At 69.1% G+C, this 15,977-nt stretch carries 14 protein-coding genes and 1 pseudogene; 12 read left to right on the top strand and 3 right to left on the bottom strand.

The features are described 5' to 3' along the window. Positions 1-455: 455 nt before the first annotated feature. From scpB to der, 4 genes are read left to right on the top strand one after another with little or no spacing between them, the layout of a single operon-like run. On the top strand, positions 456-1,211 hold the full coding sequence (gene scpB / locus NBRGI_RS43725; protein ID WP_235210946.1) for an SMC-Scp complex subunit ScpB: 756 nt from the start codon (positions 456-458) through the stop codon (positions 1,209-1,211). Between the two features lie 9 nt (positions 1,212-1,220). Then, entirely contained in the window at positions 1,221-2,708 is a 1,488-nt protein-coding gene (locus NBRGI_RS46365) for a pseudouridine synthase (protein ID WP_081878040.1), read from the top strand. Further along, positions 2,708-3,451: a (d)CMP kinase gene (gene cmk, locus NBRGI_RS13805; RefSeq protein WP_200882164.1), complete on the top strand. Its 744-nt coding sequence runs from the start codon at positions 2,708-2,710 to the stop codon at positions 3,449-3,451. Before NBRGI_RS46365 ends, cmk begins: the two co-directional genes overlap by 1 nt. A gap of 11 nt (positions 3,452-3,462) precedes the next feature. Next, positions 3,463-4,866: a ribosome biogenesis GTPase Der gene (der, locus tag NBRGI_RS13800; protein ID WP_081878043.1), complete on the top strand. Its 1,404-nt coding sequence runs from the start codon at positions 3,463-3,465 to the stop codon at positions 4,864-4,866. An 83-nt stretch (positions 4,867-4,949) separates the two neighbouring features. Here der and NBRGI_RS13795 read toward each other — a convergent pair whose 3' ends face one another. Continuing rightward, positions 4,950-5,831: a hypothetical protein gene (locus NBRGI_RS13795; RefSeq protein WP_029896208.1), complete on the bottom strand. Its 882-nt coding sequence runs from the start codon at positions 5,829-5,831 to the stop codon at positions 4,950-4,952. Between the two features lie 141 nt (positions 5,832-5,972). On the opposite strand from NBRGI_RS13795, the gene NBRGI_RS13790 reads away from it, so the two are divergent. Then, positions 5,973-6,731: an acyl-[acyl-carrier-protein] thioesterase gene (locus tag NBRGI_RS13790; RefSeq protein WP_029896206.1), complete on the top strand. Its 759-nt coding sequence runs from the start codon at positions 5,973-5,975 to the stop codon at positions 6,729-6,731. 99 nt (positions 6,732-6,830) lie between these two features. After that, entirely contained in the window at positions 6,831-7,085 is a 255-nt protein-coding gene (locus tag NBRGI_RS13785; protein ID WP_029896204.1) for a hypothetical protein, read from the top strand. An 18-nt stretch (positions 7,086-7,103) separates the two neighbouring features. On the opposite strand, the gene NBRGI_RS13780 is transcribed toward NBRGI_RS13785, so the two are convergent. Next, a complete protein-coding gene (locus NBRGI_RS13780) occupies positions 7,104-8,573 on the bottom strand; it encodes a mannitol dehydrogenase family protein (RefSeq protein ID WP_029896202.1) in 1,470 nt (489 codons plus the stop codon). 146 nt (positions 8,574-8,719) lie between these two features. On the opposite strand from NBRGI_RS13780, the pseudogene NBRGI_RS43720 reads away from it, so the two are divergent. The 6 genes and pseudogenes from NBRGI_RS43720 (at position 8,720) to NBRGI_RS13750 (ending at position 15,174) form a co-directional block, all read left to right on the top strand. Further along, positions 8,720-9,683, top strand: a pseudogene (locus NBRGI_RS43720) (sugar-binding transcriptional regulator). Next, a complete protein-coding gene (locus tag NBRGI_RS13770; RefSeq protein ID WP_029896200.1) occupies positions 9,683-11,041 on the top strand; it encodes an ABC transporter substrate-binding protein in 1,359 nt (452 codons plus the stop codon). Before NBRGI_RS43720 ends, NBRGI_RS13770 begins: the two are co-directional and overlap by 1 nt. Before the next feature lie 2 nt (positions 11,042-11,043). Further along, complete coding sequence (locus NBRGI_RS13765) at positions 11,044-12,006, top strand: carbohydrate ABC transporter permease (protein WP_029896198.1); 963 nt, start codon at positions 11,044-11,046, stop codon at positions 12,004-12,006. Further along, on the top strand, positions 12,003-12,845 hold the full coding sequence (locus NBRGI_RS13760) for a carbohydrate ABC transporter permease (RefSeq protein ID WP_029896196.1): 843 nt from the start codon (positions 12,003-12,005) through the stop codon (positions 12,843-12,845). The genes NBRGI_RS13765 and NBRGI_RS13760 overlap by 4 nt, the downstream gene beginning before the upstream one ends. 14 nt (positions 12,846-12,859) lie before the next feature. Continuing rightward, on the top strand, positions 12,860-13,972 hold the full coding sequence (locus tag NBRGI_RS13755) for an ABC transporter ATP-binding protein (RefSeq protein ID WP_029896195.1): 1,113 nt from the start codon (positions 12,860-12,862) through the stop codon (positions 13,970-13,972). A gap of 122 nt (positions 13,973-14,094) precedes the next feature. Next, entirely contained in the window at positions 14,095-15,174 is a 1,080-nt protein-coding gene (locus tag NBRGI_RS13750) for an amidohydrolase family protein (protein ID WP_029896193.1), read from the top strand. Between the two features lie 43 nt (positions 15,175-15,217). Here the strand turns inward: NBRGI_RS13750 and NBRGI_RS13745 are convergent, their stop codons facing one another. Then, positions 15,218-15,967, bottom strand: coding sequence for a helix-turn-helix domain-containing protein (locus tag NBRGI_RS13745; protein ID WP_029896191.1), 750 nt, complete (start codon positions 15,965-15,967; stop codon positions 15,218-15,220). Positions 15,968-15,977 lie beyond the last annotated feature (10 nt).

The raw sequence follows: 15,977 nt of genomic DNA, 5'->3' as shown, positions 1-15,977 counted from the left end.
CAACGTCTGCTGCCGACGGCTCGGCCGCCGTGGGGGTTGACCAGGAAGCCTCGGTCGCCGCGACCCCCGCCGCCCATGACTCGGCTGCCGCAGACGAAGAGGTGACGCGCGACGGCATGGCCACCGCCCGCACGAAAGGCTCGGCCAACGGCTCGGCTGCCGCCGGCGCAGTGACGGCTGCGGCCGGTCGCCTGCGCCCTGCCGCGGCCGGTCCTTCGCGTGGGGTCGAGGCGAACTCCGGTGCCGAGGACGTCGCTGTCGCGGCGTCTGCCGACGGCTCGGCCGGAGATGGTGCGGTTGATGCTGCTGCCGGTACGGCGTCCGCTCGTGCAGTCGAGTCGGCTTCGGCTGCTGAGGGCGGGACCGCCGAGGGGCCGGAGGATCGTTCTGCCTCGGCGTCCGATGCAATCGACGCCTCCCACACATCCGACGTGGTCGATGCCGCCGCATCCGGCATGGCCGCCGCATCCGGCATGGCCGCCGCATCCGACGCGGCCGCTGCATCCGACGCGGCTGACGCATCCCACGCGCCCACGCACGACGCGACACCAGTCGCCGACAACACAGTGTCGGAGTTCACGCCGGAGTTTTTGGAGGATGCGGAGTTTCGGTCGGCGTTGGAGGCGATGTTGCTCGTCGTGGACGCTCCGGCCCCGGTAGAGCAGTTGGCGGCGGCGTTGGACGACACCACTGAGCGAGTGGAGGAGGTGCTGCGTGAGCTGTCGGCGGAGTTGTCGGCGCGGGGTAGCGGGATCGATCTGCGTTTCGTCGGAGACGGGTGGCGCTTCTATACTCGCAGCGAGTACGCGCCCTATGTGGAACGGGTGCTGCTCGACGGCGCTCGCACGAAACTGACGCGGGCGGCCTTGGAAACTCTGGCGGTGGTGGCATACCGTCAACCGGTGACCCGGACCAGGGTCAGCGCGGTGCGCGGCGTGAACGTCGATGGGGTGATGCGCACGCTGCTGGCTCGGGGCTTGATCGCCGAGGCCGGCGTCGACCCGGAAACGAACGGGACGACGTACAGCACGACCGAGCTGTTCCTGGAGCGGATCGGGCTCGCGTCGCTGACCGACCTGCCGCCGCTGGCGCCCCTGCTCCCGGGCGTCGACCTGATCGATGAGATCAACGAGAGCTTGGACACGGACCCCCGTTACACCAAGCTGAAGAAACCCGCCGAGGCCGACTTGGACCTCGGCAGCGAGGATTGACAGGACAAAATGAATACGCCCGCTCGCCGAGATGGCACACCGGATCGTAGGAAACGCAGCGACCAGCCCACCAGGGGTGGCGCGACGCGAGACGCACGCAGTGCGGCTCGCGGGGGAACAGACCGCGGCAGCGCCCGCGGCGACGGGGGATATCGCGGCACCGCCTCCCGCGGAAACGCCCAGGGCGGCAACGCGTATCGCGGCAACGCGGGCGGCTCGTACCGGGACCGCCAGGACGGCGGCGGTTCCTACCGCGGCGGCGCAGCGCAAGGCGGCTCGTACCGCGACCGTACGGAAGGTGGCTCCTACCGCGGCCGCTCCGATGGCGACGGCTCCTATCGCGGCCGTAATGACGGCGGAAACACCCAGGGCGGCAACGGATACCGCGGCTCCCGCAACGGAACTGCACAGGGCGGCAACGGCTACCGCGGCCGTTCCGACGGCCCCGCCCAGGGCGGCAACGGATACCGCGGGCGCACCGACGGCTCCGCACAGGGCGCCTCCTACCGCCCCCGGACCGAAAGCGGCTCCGCGCAAGGCAATTCGGGACGTGGCCCGGGCCAGGGCGGCACCGCCCAGTGGGGCACCCCGCCGAACGGCATCCCGGTGCGCCGGGCCGCCCAGCCCGCGCCGACCGGCAAGAAGAAGAACCCGAAGCCGCAGAAGCAGACGCAGTCCGCTCCGCTGCTCAGCAATGCCAAGCCCGCGAAGCGCCAGCACGTGGAGCCCGCGGCCGCCGAGGGCCACGTCAAGATGCCGTGGGGCGAGGGCGAGCGTTTGCAGAAGGTGCTGGCCAAGGCGGGGGTGGCCTCGCGTCGCGCTGCCGAGGAGATGATCGCGCAGGGCCGGGTGGAGGTCGACGGCGCGATCGTGCGCGAGCAGGGCCTGCGGATCGATCCGCAGGTCGCGGTGGTCCGAGTGGACGGCACCCGCGTGATGGTGCGCGAGGAGCTCGTGCACATCGCGTTGAACAAGCCCAAGGGCTGGCAGTCCACCATGTCCGACGACCTGGGTCGCCCCTGTGTCGGCGACATCGTCGCCGAGCGGGTGGCGGCGGGTCAGCGCCTGTTCCACGTCGGGCGCCTCGACGCCGACACCGAGGGTCTGCTGCTGCTCACCAACGACGGCGATCTGGCGCACCGGCTCATGCATCCGTCGTTCCAGGTGTCGAAGACCTATCTGGCGACGGTCAACGGCGAGGTGCACAAGTCGGTCGGCAAACGCCTCAAGGACGGCATCGAGCTGGAGGACGGTCCCGCCAAGGTGGACAGCTTCCAGGTGCTCGAGCTGGGCGAGGGGCGTTCTCTGGTGAAACTGGTGTTGCACGAAGGGCGCAAACACATCGTGCGACGGCTGCTGGACGCGGTCGGCCATCCGGTGACCCGGCTGGTGCGCACCAACATCGGTCCGGTCGCGCTCGGCGACCAGCGGCCGGGCACGCTGCGGGTGCTCGGTCGCGCGGAAATCGGCAAACTCTACGAGGCGGTGTCGTTGTGATGGGTGTGGAGATTCCGGTCGAGGCCCCCCGGCAGATGTCGGGGACCGGTGCGCTCGTGGTGGCGATGGACGGCCCGTCCGGTACCGGCAAGTCCAGCGTCTCGCGGCGCCTGGCGACCCGGCTCGGCGCCCGCTATCTCGACACCGGTGCGATGTACCGGGTGGCGACACTGCGGGTGTTGCGCGCGGGTGTCGAGCTGACCGACGCCGCCGCGATCGGCGCCGCGGTGAAGGAACTGCCGCTCTCGATCGGTACCGATCCGAGCCGTGAGGTGATCCGTCTCGACGGCGAGGACGTGTCCTCGGAGATCCGTGGCGACGCCGTCACCAAGGCGGTCTCCGCGGTGTCGGCCGTGCCCGAGGTCCGGGAGCTGCTGGTCGCGTTGCAGCGCGAGATCACCACGGACGCACAGCGAATCGTGGTGGAGGGCCGGGATATCGGCACCGTCGTGTTGCCGGACGCGGACGCCAAGATCTACCTGACCGCCTCGGCGGAGGCGCGCGCGCATCGGCGCAATCAGCAGAACATCGCCGAAGGCCGCGGCGACGACTACGAGGCCGTGCTCGCCGATGTGCAGCGACGCGACAACCTCGATTCCACCCGCAAGGTGTCCCCGCTGCGTCCGGCCGACGACGCCGTGCTGGTCGACACCAGCGACCTGAACATGGATGAGGTCATCGACGAGCTGTACCGCGTTGTCGCGCAGCAGATTTCGGTAGGCCGGACGGGAGGTTCGCAGTGACCGAAGACGTGATGGCCGGCGACGGCATCTGGAGTGACGAAACCGAGTGGGAGCTGACCGATCTCGACGGCGAGCTCGACGGTGAAGAGCTGCTCGCGATGCCGACGCTCGCGGTGGTGGGCCGCCCGAATGTGGGCAAGTCGACGCTGGTGAACCGGATCCTCGGCCGCCGTGAGGCGGTCGTCGAGGACATTCCCGGCGTCACCCGGGACCGGATCTCCTACGAGGCGAACTGGGCGGGCCGGCGCTTCCTGGTACAGGACACCGGTGGCTGGGAGCCCGACGCCAAGGGCCTGCAGCAGTCGGTGGCGCGCCAGGCCGAGGTGGCGATGCAGACCGCCGACGCGATCCTGCTGGTGGTCGACGCCGTGGTCGGCGCGACCGCCACCGACGAGGCCGCGGTGAAGAAGCTGCGCCGCTCCAAGATTCCGGTGATCCTGGTCGCCAACAAGGTCGACGATCAGCGCATCGAGTCCGAGGCCGCCGCGCTGTGGTCGCTCGGTCTGGGTGAGCCGCGCATGGTGAGTGCGGCGCACGGCCGCGGCACCGGCGATCTGCTCGACGACGTGCTCGCCGTCCTGCCGGAAACGCCGCGAGAGGGCACCGGCGGCGCCGGTCCGCGCCGGGTGGCCCTGGTCGGCAAGCCGAATGTCGGCAAGTCCAGCCTGTTGAACAAGCTGGCCGGCGACGAGCGTTCGGTGGTGCACGATGTCGCGGGCACCACGGTCGACCCGGTCGACTCGCTGGTCGAATTGGGCGGCAAGATCTGGAAATTCGTCGATACCGCGGGTCTGCGCCGCAAGGTCTCGCATTCCAGCGGCACCGAGTTCTACGCGTCGCTGCGCACCAAGGCGGCGCTGGAGGCGTCCGAGGTCGCGATCATGCTGATCGATGCCTCGCAGCCGATGACCGAGCAGGACCTGCGGGTGATCAGCATGGTCGCGGACTCCGGTCGCGCGCTCGTGCTGGCCTTCAACAAGTGGGATCTGGTCGACGAGGACCGGCGCCTGCAACTGGAGCGCGAGATCGACCGGGATCTGGTGCGGGTGCCGTGGGCGCAGCGGGTCAACATCTCGGCGCACACCGGTCGCGCGGTGCAGAAGCTGGTGCCGCAGATGGAGACCGCACTCGAGTCGTGGGACAAGCGCATCTCCACCGGTCGTCTGAACAACTGGTTGAAGGAAGTGGTCGCGGCGACCCCGCCGCCGATGCGTGGCGGTCGCCTGCCCCGCATCCTGTTCGCCACCCAGGCTTCGACCCGTCCGCCGACGTTCGTTCTGTTCACCACCGGTTTCCTGGAGGCGGGCTACCGCCGCTTCCTGGAACGCAGGCTGCGTGAGGAGTTCAACTTCGACGGTTCGCCGGTGCGCATCTCGGTGCGCGTCCGCGAGAAGCGTGAGCGCGGCAAGAAGTAGCGCACCCGCACCCTTTCCGGCTTCCCGCACCCGCTCTGGCATGGCTCAGCGGGTGCGGGGAAGCCGAAGGTGGGCGTGGGTTTTCAGGTGAGTGCCGCGCGCAGCCGGTCGTAGCCGGGGGCGAGTTCGCGCAGGATGGCGGCGACCGTGCGGTCCTCGCCCGCCACCAGCGGGTACTGGAGGCCGCCGATCAGGCGGGCCTGCGTCGCGGCGAGTTCCGCGGCCTCGGTGCGTCCGAGCAGGGTCAGGCTCGCCGCGGCGTCGATCAGCCGGCGGCTGCCCACCCGGATACCGAAGTCGGCCAGCAAGCCCCGGATCTGCGGCGGCAGTCCCCGCGTGACCAGATCGGCGATCGCCGCCGCAGCGTCGGACGCGCCCGCCGTCCACCGGATCGCTTGGGGCACGGCCGATTCCAACGCTTCGAGCGGGGACACCTCCCGTTCCCGGACGAAATCCGAGCGCAGCACGAAGGGCGTATCGCTGTAGGTCACCCGTTCGCCGCGCCACGACTCGAGGAACTCCGTGGCCGGCAGGGTCGCGAACGGATGGCCTTGCGGATCGTGCAGCAGCACCGAGTCGCCGGCTACCGCAAGCACCACTACATAGTGGTCCGCCCCGAGCGCGGCTTCGGCGTTGGGCCGATACGTGAGCAATCCGAGATCGAGCGGGCCGACCAGCACCGGCCCACGCGTGCTCGCGGCCCGCAACCGCTCGAGCGCGGCCGGGGCCGACCCGCCCGCGCTGCGGGTGCAGGACCATCCGAGCAGCTCGATAGCGGCACTCAACCCGATCTCCGGGTGCCAGCCGACCGGATCGAAGAACGGCATGGTGCCGCCGTCGAGCTGGGCGCCGAACGGCGAGCCGGTCAGCGTCTCGATCACCGCGGTCGACGGCGCGTGCGCACCGAGCAGCATCGCCAGGGAATTGCTGTAGCAGTAGGGAACCGAACCGATATAAGCGTGCATGACCTCGAGTCAACGAGCTGACACCGTGTGAGAGTCAACCCGCGGTGTGACGGCCGCGGCTACGACGCGCAGATGTGAGATGCGCGACGCGCCGACTGTGCCGCTGCGCGCGCGGGCGGCATGACCTGGCAGTATCCCTGCATGGTCATTCCCAGCGTGCTGCCGGAACGTCCGACCACCGGGACCCCGTTCGAGACGGGATGGCTGGTCCGTCTCGCCGACACCGACGGCGAACAACACCTGCGCCTCGACGCCATCGCCCGCTACCTGCAGGACATCGGGTTCGAGCACCTGGACGCGGTGGACGACGGCGACGCCCATCCCGGCTGGGTGGTGCGCCGGACCGTGATCGACGTGCTGAAGCCGATCCTGTTCGGCGAGCGGGTCACGCTGCGCCGCTGGTGTTCCGGGCTGTCCAACCGCTGGTGCAACATGCGGGTCCAGATCGTCGGCAGCGGCGGCGGTCTGGTCGAGACCGAGGCCTTCCTGATCCATTTCGGCACCGAATCCGGGCTGCCGGCGCGGATGAGCGACCGCTTCATGGCGCCGATGCTGGCCGCTACCACCGAACACCGCCTGCGCTGGAAGGCGGCGCTCACCGAGCCCGCGCCCCGCATCGACGCCGCCGACATCCAGGTGCGTCCCTTCCCGCTGCGGATCACCGATATCGACATGCTCGACCATGTCAACAACAGCGTCTACCTGAGCGGCGTGGAGGAGATCCTCGCCGCGCACCGTGACTTGAAGTCGGGCGCACACCGCACCGTCATCGAGTACGCGAAGCCGCTGAAGTCCGGTGATCAGGTCGCACTGGTCGCGCAGCGCACGGGCACCGACCTCGACATCTGGTTCACCGTCGGCGGCGAGACCCACGCCGTCACCCGAGTCCTTCCGCTCTGACTCCGTACGTCCTGGTGCTGGCAGTGGCGGCGGCACCAGAACTCGGGGGCCAGCAATTGGGGGCGTTGAGTCATCGCGTTTCCGCATTAGCTTGAGGGCATGCAGAAACTGATGGGTACGGTCTCCCTTCGCACGTTCGCCGTCTGCGCCACGATCGGCGCCGGCGTGGCTCTCGGGCATGGCACCGCGTCCGCACAGACGCCCGAGGCACCGTCGATCGCCAGTGGCGCGGACCGGGTCGCCGACCCGCACGCACTGGCCGGTCAGTTCGTCCGGGCGCTGAACACCGGCTCCTCCGGGCTGTGCCTGCCGTTCGCGACCGGTAGCAACGCAGGCACGCCGGGCTGCGGCTAGAGCCTGGTTCATCGGGCCCTAGCCCGCGAGTTCGGCGACCGTCGCGCGAGCTCCCTTGGCGTACAGCGAATCCAGTGCAGCGACGTACTCGCGCACGAACCGTGGCTCGTCGATCAGATCGCCGAAAACCTCGCGGTCGCTGAGGAATGCGGTGCGGTCCGTGCGCTGGCGGCGGGCCAGCGGGCCGAGGCGCTCGCGCAGCCGATCCACGATCTCGATCGGTTCACCCTGTTCGTCGGTGCCTTCCGCGTAGCGCGCCCAGCTGGCCACAAGTGCTGCCGCGCAGGTGATCTCGCCGCCGTCGGCGAGGCGGTGGCGGATCACCGGCAGCACCCACTTGGGGATGCGGTCCGATGATTCCGCGCAGAGCCGGGCGATGGTGTCGCCGATCGCCGGGTTGGCGAACCGCTCGATCAGCGTCTGCTTGTAGTCGGCCAGATCGACGCCGGGCACCGGCAGCAGGGTGGGGGTGGCCTCGGTGTCCATGTAGCGCAACAGGAATCGGCGGAACACCGGATCCAGCGCTGCGTCGTGCACGAGCCGGTAGCCGCTGAGATAGCCGAAGTAGGCCAGTGCCTGGTGGCTCGCGTTCAACAGCCGCAGCTTCATCAGCTCGTACGGCGCGACGTCGTCGACGAGCTGCACGCCGACCGCGCCGTAGTCCGGCCGGCCCGAGGTGAACGAATCCTCCAGTACCCACTGAGTGAACGGTTCGGTGACCACCGGCCACCCGTCCCGCACGCCGAAGCGCCGCTCGACCTCGGCCGCCGCGTCCGGCGGTGTCACCGGTGTGATCCGGTCGACCATGGAGTTCGGGAAGCGCACCTCGGCGGCCACCCAGTCGCCGAGTGCGGCGTCGCGCAGCCGGGCGAACGCGCTGAAGGTTTTGCGGGCGACCGCGCCGTTGCCCTCGATGTTGTCGCACGACAGCACGGTGAACGGCGCGATACCGCGGGTCCGCCGCCGGGCCAGCCCCTCGGTGATCAGCCCGAAGATGGTGGCGGGCACCGCATCCGGGACGAGGTCGGCCTGGATGGCCGGATCCTCGGCGGCGAACTCGCCGGTGGTCGCCGAGATGTGATAGCCGCCCTCGGTCACGGTGAGGGAGACGATGCGGGTGCTCGGCGCCGCCAGTTTCGTCAGCACCGCCTCGGGATCGTCCGGGGCGTAAAGATATTCGACGATCGAGCCGATCACCCGGGCGGTCCAGCCGCCGTCCGGGGCGAGCACCGACAGCGTGTAAAGCCCGTCCTGCGCGGTCAATACATCGCGCATCCGGCGATCGCCGGGCAGCACGCCCACGCCGCAGATGCCCCATTCGCGCGCCCCGCCGCGCTCCAGTAATCGGTCCAGGTACATCGCCTGGTGCGCGCGGTGAAAGCCACCGACACCGAAATGCACTATGCCGGTGGTGATCTCCGACCGGTCGTAGGCCGGTGTCGCGATATCCGAGCCGAGGTTCCGTAGCGTCGCGGCATCGAGCGGCACGCCTGTGTCCCAAGTCATAACTACCCCACCACTGTTGTGTACGTCACATATCGGATGGTACCCTCTGTGAGCAGGAGATCACATGCTGAGCATATGCTCAGACTCATTGAGGAGGCCATGTGGCCACCGTCCCATCCCGGCCGGGTATGCCGGATGACGTAAGGCTCGCGCTCCGCGCCGCGCAGCTCTATCACTTGGAAGGCGCCACTCAAGCCGAAATCGCGGCCAAACTCGGTGTTTCGCGACCGACCGCGGGCCGGCTCATCGCCAGGGCGCGCGCCCAGGGCTTGGTGCGCATCGAGATCAGCCTCCCGGCCGACCTGCGTGACACCGTGCACACCGAGCTCGAACGCGAACTCGAAGCGGCGTTCGGCCTCACCGAGGCGGTCGTGCTGCGTGACGTGCCGGACGGTTCGCCGTCCGGGCTGCAGCCGCTGGCTCGCGCCGCGGTCGCCGTGCTCACCCGCCGGTTGCAACCGCGCGACACCCTCGGATTCACCTGGGGCCCAGAGACGATCGCGGTGGCGCACGAACTGCACACCAAGACCACCCGCTGCACGTTCGTCGTCCAGCTGGACGGGTCGATGACCTCCGGCCGCTATCAGACCGGCGTCGAGTACACCCTCGGCCCGCTGCGCGACCTACCTGCAGGCCACCCCGGTCCGGCTGCACGCCCGCCTCTACGCCGACCCGGCGACCGTCACTGCGCTGGAACAGGATTCGGTGCTCGGAAAGCCGATGGCGCTCGGCCGGCACGCCGAGGTGATGATGTTCGGCGTCGGCACGGTGTCCACCGCGACCACGCTGTTCGAGGGCAGTTATCTCGATACCGCGATTCTCGACGAACTGCGCGGGCTCGGCGCGGTGGGGGAGATCGGCGGCAGATTCTTCCGCGCCGATGGTCGAGATGTCATGGGATCGCTTGCCGCGCGGACGGTCTCGGTCGCCCTCGACGCGGTGCGCGCCTGTCCCGCTACGTTGCTGATCGCCGGCGGCGCGGCCAAGCACGAAGCCACCCTCGGCGCACTGCGCGGCGGGCTGGCCAAGATTCTCGTCACCGATATCGAGTGCGCGCGGTGGCTGCTGGAGCAGAAGGAGGGTGCGGCCTGATGCGAAGGCACAGCCCGATACGGAGAAACATACTGGCGCTGGGGATTTCGGCCGTGCTGGCCGCAGCGGGCTGTGCGGGCGCCGGCTCGTTCGGCGCCGGCGGCGACACGGTCACCATCGCCATGGTCTCGAATTCGCAGATGCGCGACGCGATCGCGCTGTCGGGGGAGTTCGAACGCGAGAACCCCGGGACCGAGCTGAAATTCATCTCGCTCTCGGAGAACGAGGCCCGGGCGAAGATCACCGCTTCCGTCGCCACCGGCGGCGCCGAGTTCGACGTGGTGATGATCAGCAACTACGAGACCCCGCAGTGGGCCGAGAACGGCTGGCTGACCGACCTTTCCAGCTACGCGCGCAACACCCCGGGCTACGACGAGGACGATTTCATCCCGTCGCTGCGTAAGTCGCTGTCGTATCAGGGGTCGATGTATTCGGTGCCGTTCTACGGCGAGTCGTCGTTCCTGATGTACCGCAAGGATCTGGTCGAGCAGGCCGGTCTCAGCATTCCGTCCGAGCCCACCTGGGAGCAGGTCGCCGCCGCGGCCGCGAAATTGGACGATCCGGCCGCCGGGCGGTCGGGCATCTGCCTGCGCGGCAAGCCCGGCTGGGGTGAATCCCTGGCCCCGCTCAACACGGTGATCAACACCTTCGGCGGCCGCTGGTTCGACGAGAACTGGCATGCCCAGCTCACCAGCCCCGAGGTGGTGCGGGCCGTCGAGTTCTACATCGACCTGGTCCGCACGCACGGCGAACCCGGCGCGGCCACCAGTGGTTTCGGCGAATGCGCCACGCAGCTCGCGCAGGGCAACACCGCGATGTGGTACGACGCCACCTCGGCCGTCTCGGTGCTGGAGGATCCCGCGTCGAGCAAGGTGGTCGGCAAGATCGGCTATGCGCTCGCGCCGATCATGCAGAAGCCGAACGCGGGCTGGCTCTACACCTGGTCGCTCGGCATCCCGAAGACGACCGACAAGCCCGACGCGGCATGGAAATTCGTGTCCTGGATGACCAGCAAGCCCTATATCCGGATGGTGGGGGAGAAGCTCGGCTGGTCGCATGTGCCACCGGGCAGCCGTCTTTCGACCTACCAGATACCCGAGTATCGCGAGGCGTCGAAGGCGTACGGGCCGCTCACCTTGTCGGCGATGGCCGGTGTCGACCCGGAGAACCCGGGCGTGCGACCGGTGCCGTATACCGGCATCCAATTCCTGACCATTCCGGAATTCCAGGATCTGGGCACCCGGGTGAGCCAGCAGATCAGCGCCGCGGTCGCCGGCCGGATCAGCGTCCGTGCCGCCCTCGACCAGGCGCAGCAGTACGCCGACGTGGTCGGGCGGTCGTATCGAGAAAGTCAGTGACAATGTCGGAAACCACTACCGCACCAGCGGCTTCCGCGCCGCCCGCGTCGGCGCCCCCGCTGGTCTCCCGCCGCGATCGGATCTCCAGGGCCGAGGGCTGGCGGCGGCGCGGCCCGCTGCTGCCCGCGCTGATCTTCATGATCGTCGTCACCCAGCTGCCGTTCGTGTTCACGCTCTACTACTCGACCCAGTCGTGGAACCTGGTCCGTCCGGGTTCGCGGCATTTCACCGGCCTCGACAATTACGCGGAAGTGTTCCGCGACAGTCAGTTCCGTCAGGTGGCGCTGAACACCGTGGTCATGATCGTCGGCACGGTCATCATCTCGGTGGTGCTCGGCCTGCTGCTGGCCCTGCTGCTCGATCGGGCGTTCTTCGGACGCGGCATCGTGCGCACGCTGCTCATCACCCCGTTCCTGGTGACTCCCGTTGCGGCCGCGCTGATCTGGAAGACGACCATGCTGGACCCGGTGTTCGGGTTGGTGAACGTGGTGCTGAAACCGTTCGGCGCCGGGCAGATCGACTGGGTGAGCCGTTATCCGCTGCCCGCGGTGATGGCAGATCTGGTGTGGCAGTGGACGCCGTTCATGATGCTGCTGATCCTGGCCGGATTGCAGTCCATGCCGCGCGACATCGTGGAGGCCGCCCGGGTCGACGGCGCGAGTTCGTTCGCGGTCTTCCGCGAACTCACGCTGCCGCACCTGCGCCGGTTCATCGAACTCGGCGCGGTGCTCGGGGCCATCTACCTGGTCAACACCTTCGACGCGGTGTACATGATGACCTCCGGCGGTCCCGGCATCGCCAGCTCCAACCTGCCGTTCTACATCTATCAGCGCGCGTTCCTCGGTTTCGATATCGGTCAGGCGGCCGCGATGGGCGTCATCACGGTCATCGCGACCACCGTGGTCGCCACCCTGGCCTTGCGCCTGCTGTTCAAGTCCTTCACCGGGAAAGAGGAGGCGGTATGACCGCGCAACAGGTTCCGGTTCGCCGCAGGCGCAGCCGCAGCGGCCTGCTCTGGACGGTGCTCGCCTGGGTGGTCGGCATCGGGTTCTTCTTCCCGGTGCTGTGGATGGTGCTCACCGCGTTCAAACAGGAGGCCGACGCCTACACCGATCCGCCGAAGCTGTTCTTCACTCCGACGCTGGATCAATTCGCCGCGGTGCTGGACGGCGGTATCGGCACCACGTTGCTGAATTCGGCCTTCGCCACCGCGATGTCGACGATCCTGGTGCTGCTGCTCGGCCTGCCCGCCGCCTTCGCGCTGTCGCTGCGGCCGGTGCGGCGCACCCAGGACGCGCTGTTCTTCTTCATCGGCACCAAGATGCTGCCGGTGGTCGCGGCGATCGTGCCGCTGTACGTGATCGTCGGGGATATCGGTCTGCTGGACAACATTTGGGCGCTGGTGGTGCTCTACACCGCGATGAACCTGCCGATCGCGGTCTGGATGATGCGCTCGTTCTTCCTCGAGGTGCCGAGCGAGCTGCTCGAGGCCGCGAGCATGGACGGCGCGAGCCTGTGGACCGCGGTGCGCGAGGTGATCCTGCCGCTCGTCTCACCCGGTATCGCCGCGACCGCGCTGATCTGCGTCATCTTCTCGTGGAACGAATTCTTCTTCGCGGTGAACCTGACCGCCGTTCAGGCGCAGACGATTCCGGTCTTCCTCGTCGGTTTCATCACCGGAGAGGGGTTGTACTGGGCCCGGTTGTCCGCGGCCGCGGTGCTCTCCGCGCTCCCTGTCGTCCTTGCCGGTTGGATCGCGCAGAACAAGCTCGTGCGCGGCCTGTCCTTCGGCGCCATCAAGTAAGGAACACACCACTCATGGCCACCATTCGTTACGACTCGGCGTCCTGCGTCTACGCCGGGGCCGACAGTCTCGCGGTCGACTCGCTGGATCTCGATATCGCCGACGGCGAATTCATCGTCCTGGTCGGGCCTTCGGGCTCGGGCAAGTCCACCGCGCTGCGCATGCTCGCCGGACTGGAGGAGATCGACGCCGGTTCCATCCGCATCGACGGCGCGGACATGGTCGGCGTGCCGTCCAAGGATCGCGATATCGCGATGGTCTTCCAGAACTATGCGCTGTACCCGAACAAGACCGTGGGCGAGAACATGGGTTTCGCGCTCAAGATGATGAAAGTGCCGTTGGCCGAACGGAAGCGACGGGTGGCCGACGCCGCGGAGCTGCTCGGCCTCACCCCGTTCCTGGATCGCAAGCCGGCCAAACTTTCCGGCGGGCAACGGCAGCGGGTCGCGATGGGCCGGGCGATCGTGCGGGAGCCGCGGGTGTTCTGCATGGACGAGCCGCTGAGCAATCTCGACGCCAAGCTCCGGGTGCAGACCCGCACCCAGATCGCCGCGCTGCAACGGCGGCTGGGCACCACCACCGTCTACGTCACGCACGATCAGGTCGAGGCGATGACCATGGGCGACCGGGTCGCGGTCCTGCGCGACGGCCGGTTGCAGCAGTTCAGCACCCCGGCCGAGCTGTACGACCGGCCGGCCACCGCGTTCGTGGCGGGCTTCATCGGCTCGCCGTCGATGAATCTGTGCACGGTGGCACTGGTGCCCGGCGGCGTCGAGATCGCGGGCAGCACGCTGGAACTGCCGCGCGAACGGCTGGCCCGCCTGGCCGAGCTGGGCCTGTCCCGGGTGACCGTGGGCATCCGCCCCGAACAGCTCGAATTGCGCAGGGATGCAGCGGGTTTCGAGGTCACGGTGGAGTTGATCGAGGAACTCGGCAGTGAGTCCTACGTCTACGCTCGCCCGTCGGGCGCCGCGGTGACCGGCTTGGACGGCGAGTCCTTCCTGTTCGTCGCGCGCTCGGCGATGCGGGCGCCCGCGCGGCTCGCCGAATCGGTGCGGCTCGCGGTAACCGATGCTGCCGCAGTGCATCTCTTCCATCCGGAGACCGGCGCCCGGCTCGCCGACTAGCGCTAGCCGATCATGCGCAAGGTGTTACCACTTCGTGTGCGGACAAATGGGTTGACGGCTACTAACGTTCCATGCTGAGCGGTTGCATCCCGCCGCTGACGACTACCGCACCGGAGGTCCGCGTGACTGTCGACGCCCCAGCGAACGGGAAAACCGCCCTGCGCAACGTTCGGATCTTCGACGGGCACAGACTCACCGAGCCGACGACGGTGGTGATCGACGGGGCGGTGATCGGCACCGACCCGGCCGGGGCCGAGGAGGTCGACGGGCACGGAGCGATCCTGCTACCGGGCTTGATCGACGCGCACGTACACCTGTCCGGCGAGGAATCGCTGGACCAGTTGGCCGCGCACGGCGTGACCACCGCGCTCGACATGGCCACCTGGCCGTCCGAGCGCTTGGACGCCCTCCGAAATCGACCGGGTACCACCGACATTCGCAGCGCGGGCGTGCCGATCATCGGCCCGGGCGGTATGCACGCGCAGCTACCCGGCTTGGCCGAGCAGGCCGTCATCCGCGGCGTCGAGGACGCCGAGACCTTCGTCGCCGAGCGCGCCGCCGCCGGTTCGGACTACATCAAGCTGATGCTGGAGGCCCCGGGCGCGGGCGGTCCCGACGCGGCGACGGCGAAAGCGGTGGTGGCGGCCGCGACCGCCCGGAATCTGCGCACCGTCGTGCACGCCACGTCGCTGGCCGCGTACGCCTTGGCGCTGGATGTCGGCGCCGACATCATCACGCACGTCCCGATGGACGGGCAGGTACCGGCCGAGGACGTGCACCGGATGGCGACCGAGGGGCGGGTGGCCACGCCCACCCTCACGATGATGCAGGGCATCGCCAAGGCGCAGGGCGTCCTCGGCTTCGCCGACTGCCTCGCCACCGTCGCCGCGCTGCACACGGCGGGCGTCGCGGTGCTCGCCAGTACCGACGCGAACAGCACCCCGGGCGCGCCGTGCCGGCCGCCGCACGGTGACTCCCTGCACCGCGAACTGGAACTGCTGGTCACCGCCGGACTGTCCACGGCCGAGGCGTTGCAGGCCGCGACCAGCGTGCCCGCCGAGCATTTCGGGCTCACCGATCGCGGCGCCGTCGCCCCGGGCAAGCGGGCCGATCTCGTGCTGATCGACGGCGACCCCCTCGCCGACATCCACGCGACCCGCACTATCACCAAGGTCTGGTGCGCGGGCATCGCGCACGACTGACCACCCGGTGTGGCGTCCGGCCAGCGCCGGACGCCGACCGATTTCAGAGTGACATCGCCCCGGTCGACCTGAGCAGTCTGGTGAGGTTCGCGCTCACCAGGCCCGCTGCCCGCAGTACCGCCTCCGCGACCGCGGGCACCCGGGGCAGGTCTGCCACGGTCGCCGCCAGCGCGGCGACCACCTCTCCGGACGGCCCGCGGACCGGGGCCGCCACACACGCCAGACCGAACCGGGTCATGTCGGTGTCGTAGGCGAGTCCCCGCTCCCTGGTCACCGCGAGTTGCCTGCTCCATTCCCGCTGGGAATAGCCGGTCGGCGGGGTGGTGACGGTGCGCCCGAGGGCGAGGGCCTGCTCGGCCGCCGTGCCCGGCGGCAGCAGCACGCCCGCGCGCAGCGGAAAGATCTCATCGATCTCGCGCCCGATGCCGCCGATCAGCATCGTGTGCCCCCGATCGGTCACCGCGAGACTGAAACCCCCGCGATCCGAGGCCGCGGTCAACTGCCCGAGTGGCCGCGCCGAGGCCGCCCTGAGCAACCGCGCGGGCTGCCAGGTCTGCCCGAGCCGATACACCCGGGGGCCGATCTGATAGCGGCCGCTGCGCCGTTGCACCGCGCCCTCCACGACCAACTGGTTGAGCAGCCGGTAGGCCGTGGCCTTCGGCAGTCCCGCGGCCGAGGCCAGCTGTGTCAAGCCGACCTCGTCCCCTTCCGCGAGGACCTCCAACAGGGCGAATGCACCCTCCAATACGCCGCGGCCCCCCATCGCGGCCCGTTCGATCGTCGCTTCGCTCACTCTCTGTCCT

It is taken from the genome of Nocardia brasiliensis IFM 10847 (assembly GCF_000710915.1).
GTDB classification, from domain to species: Bacteria; Actinomycetota; Actinomycetes; order Mycobacteriales; family Mycobacteriaceae; genus Nocardia; species Nocardia brasiliensis_A.
Note: the sequence above shows the minus strand (reverse complement) of the source record. Positions and strands in the feature narration are given on the sequence as shown.

What these genes read in the sequence shown, in the direction of transcription:
- scpB (WP_235210946.1), top strand. Translation starts at nt 456, where the DNA reads ATGGCCGCCGCATCCGGCATGGCCGCCGCATCCGACGCGGCCGCTGCA.
- NBRGI_RS46365 (WP_081878040.1), top strand. Translation starts at nt 1,221, where the DNA reads ATGAATACGCCCGCTCGCCGAGATGGCACACCGGATCGTAGGAAACGC.
- cmk (WP_200882164.1), top strand. Translation starts at nt 2,708, where the DNA reads ATGGGTGTGGAGATTCCGGTCGAGGCCCCCCGGCAGATGTCGGGGACC.
- der (WP_081878043.1), top strand. Translation starts at nt 3,463, where the DNA reads ATGGCCGGCGACGGCATCTGGAGTGACGAAACCGAGTGGGAGCTGACC.
- NBRGI_RS13795 (WP_029896208.1), bottom strand. Translation starts at nt 5,831, where the DNA reads ATGCACGCTTATATCGGTTCGGTTCCCTACTGCTACAGCAATTCCCTG.
- NBRGI_RS13790 (WP_029896206.1), top strand. Translation starts at nt 5,973, where the DNA reads ATGGTCATTCCCAGCGTGCTGCCGGAACGTCCGACCACCGGGACCCCG.
- NBRGI_RS13785 (WP_029896204.1), top strand. Translation starts at nt 6,831, where the DNA reads ATGCAGAAACTGATGGGTACGGTCTCCCTTCGCACGTTCGCCGTCTGC.
- NBRGI_RS13770 (WP_029896200.1), top strand. Translation starts at nt 9,683, where the DNA reads ATGCGAAGGCACAGCCCGATACGGAGAAACATACTGGCGCTGGGGATT.
- NBRGI_RS13765 (WP_029896198.1), top strand. Translation starts at nt 11,044, where the DNA reads ATGTCGGAAACCACTACCGCACCAGCGGCTTCCGCGCCGCCCGCGTCG.
- NBRGI_RS13760 (WP_029896196.1), top strand. Translation starts at nt 12,003, where the DNA reads ATGACCGCGCAACAGGTTCCGGTTCGCCGCAGGCGCAGCCGCAGCGGC.
- NBRGI_RS13755 (WP_029896195.1), top strand. Translation starts at nt 12,860, where the DNA reads ATGGCCACCATTCGTTACGACTCGGCGTCCTGCGTCTACGCCGGGGCC.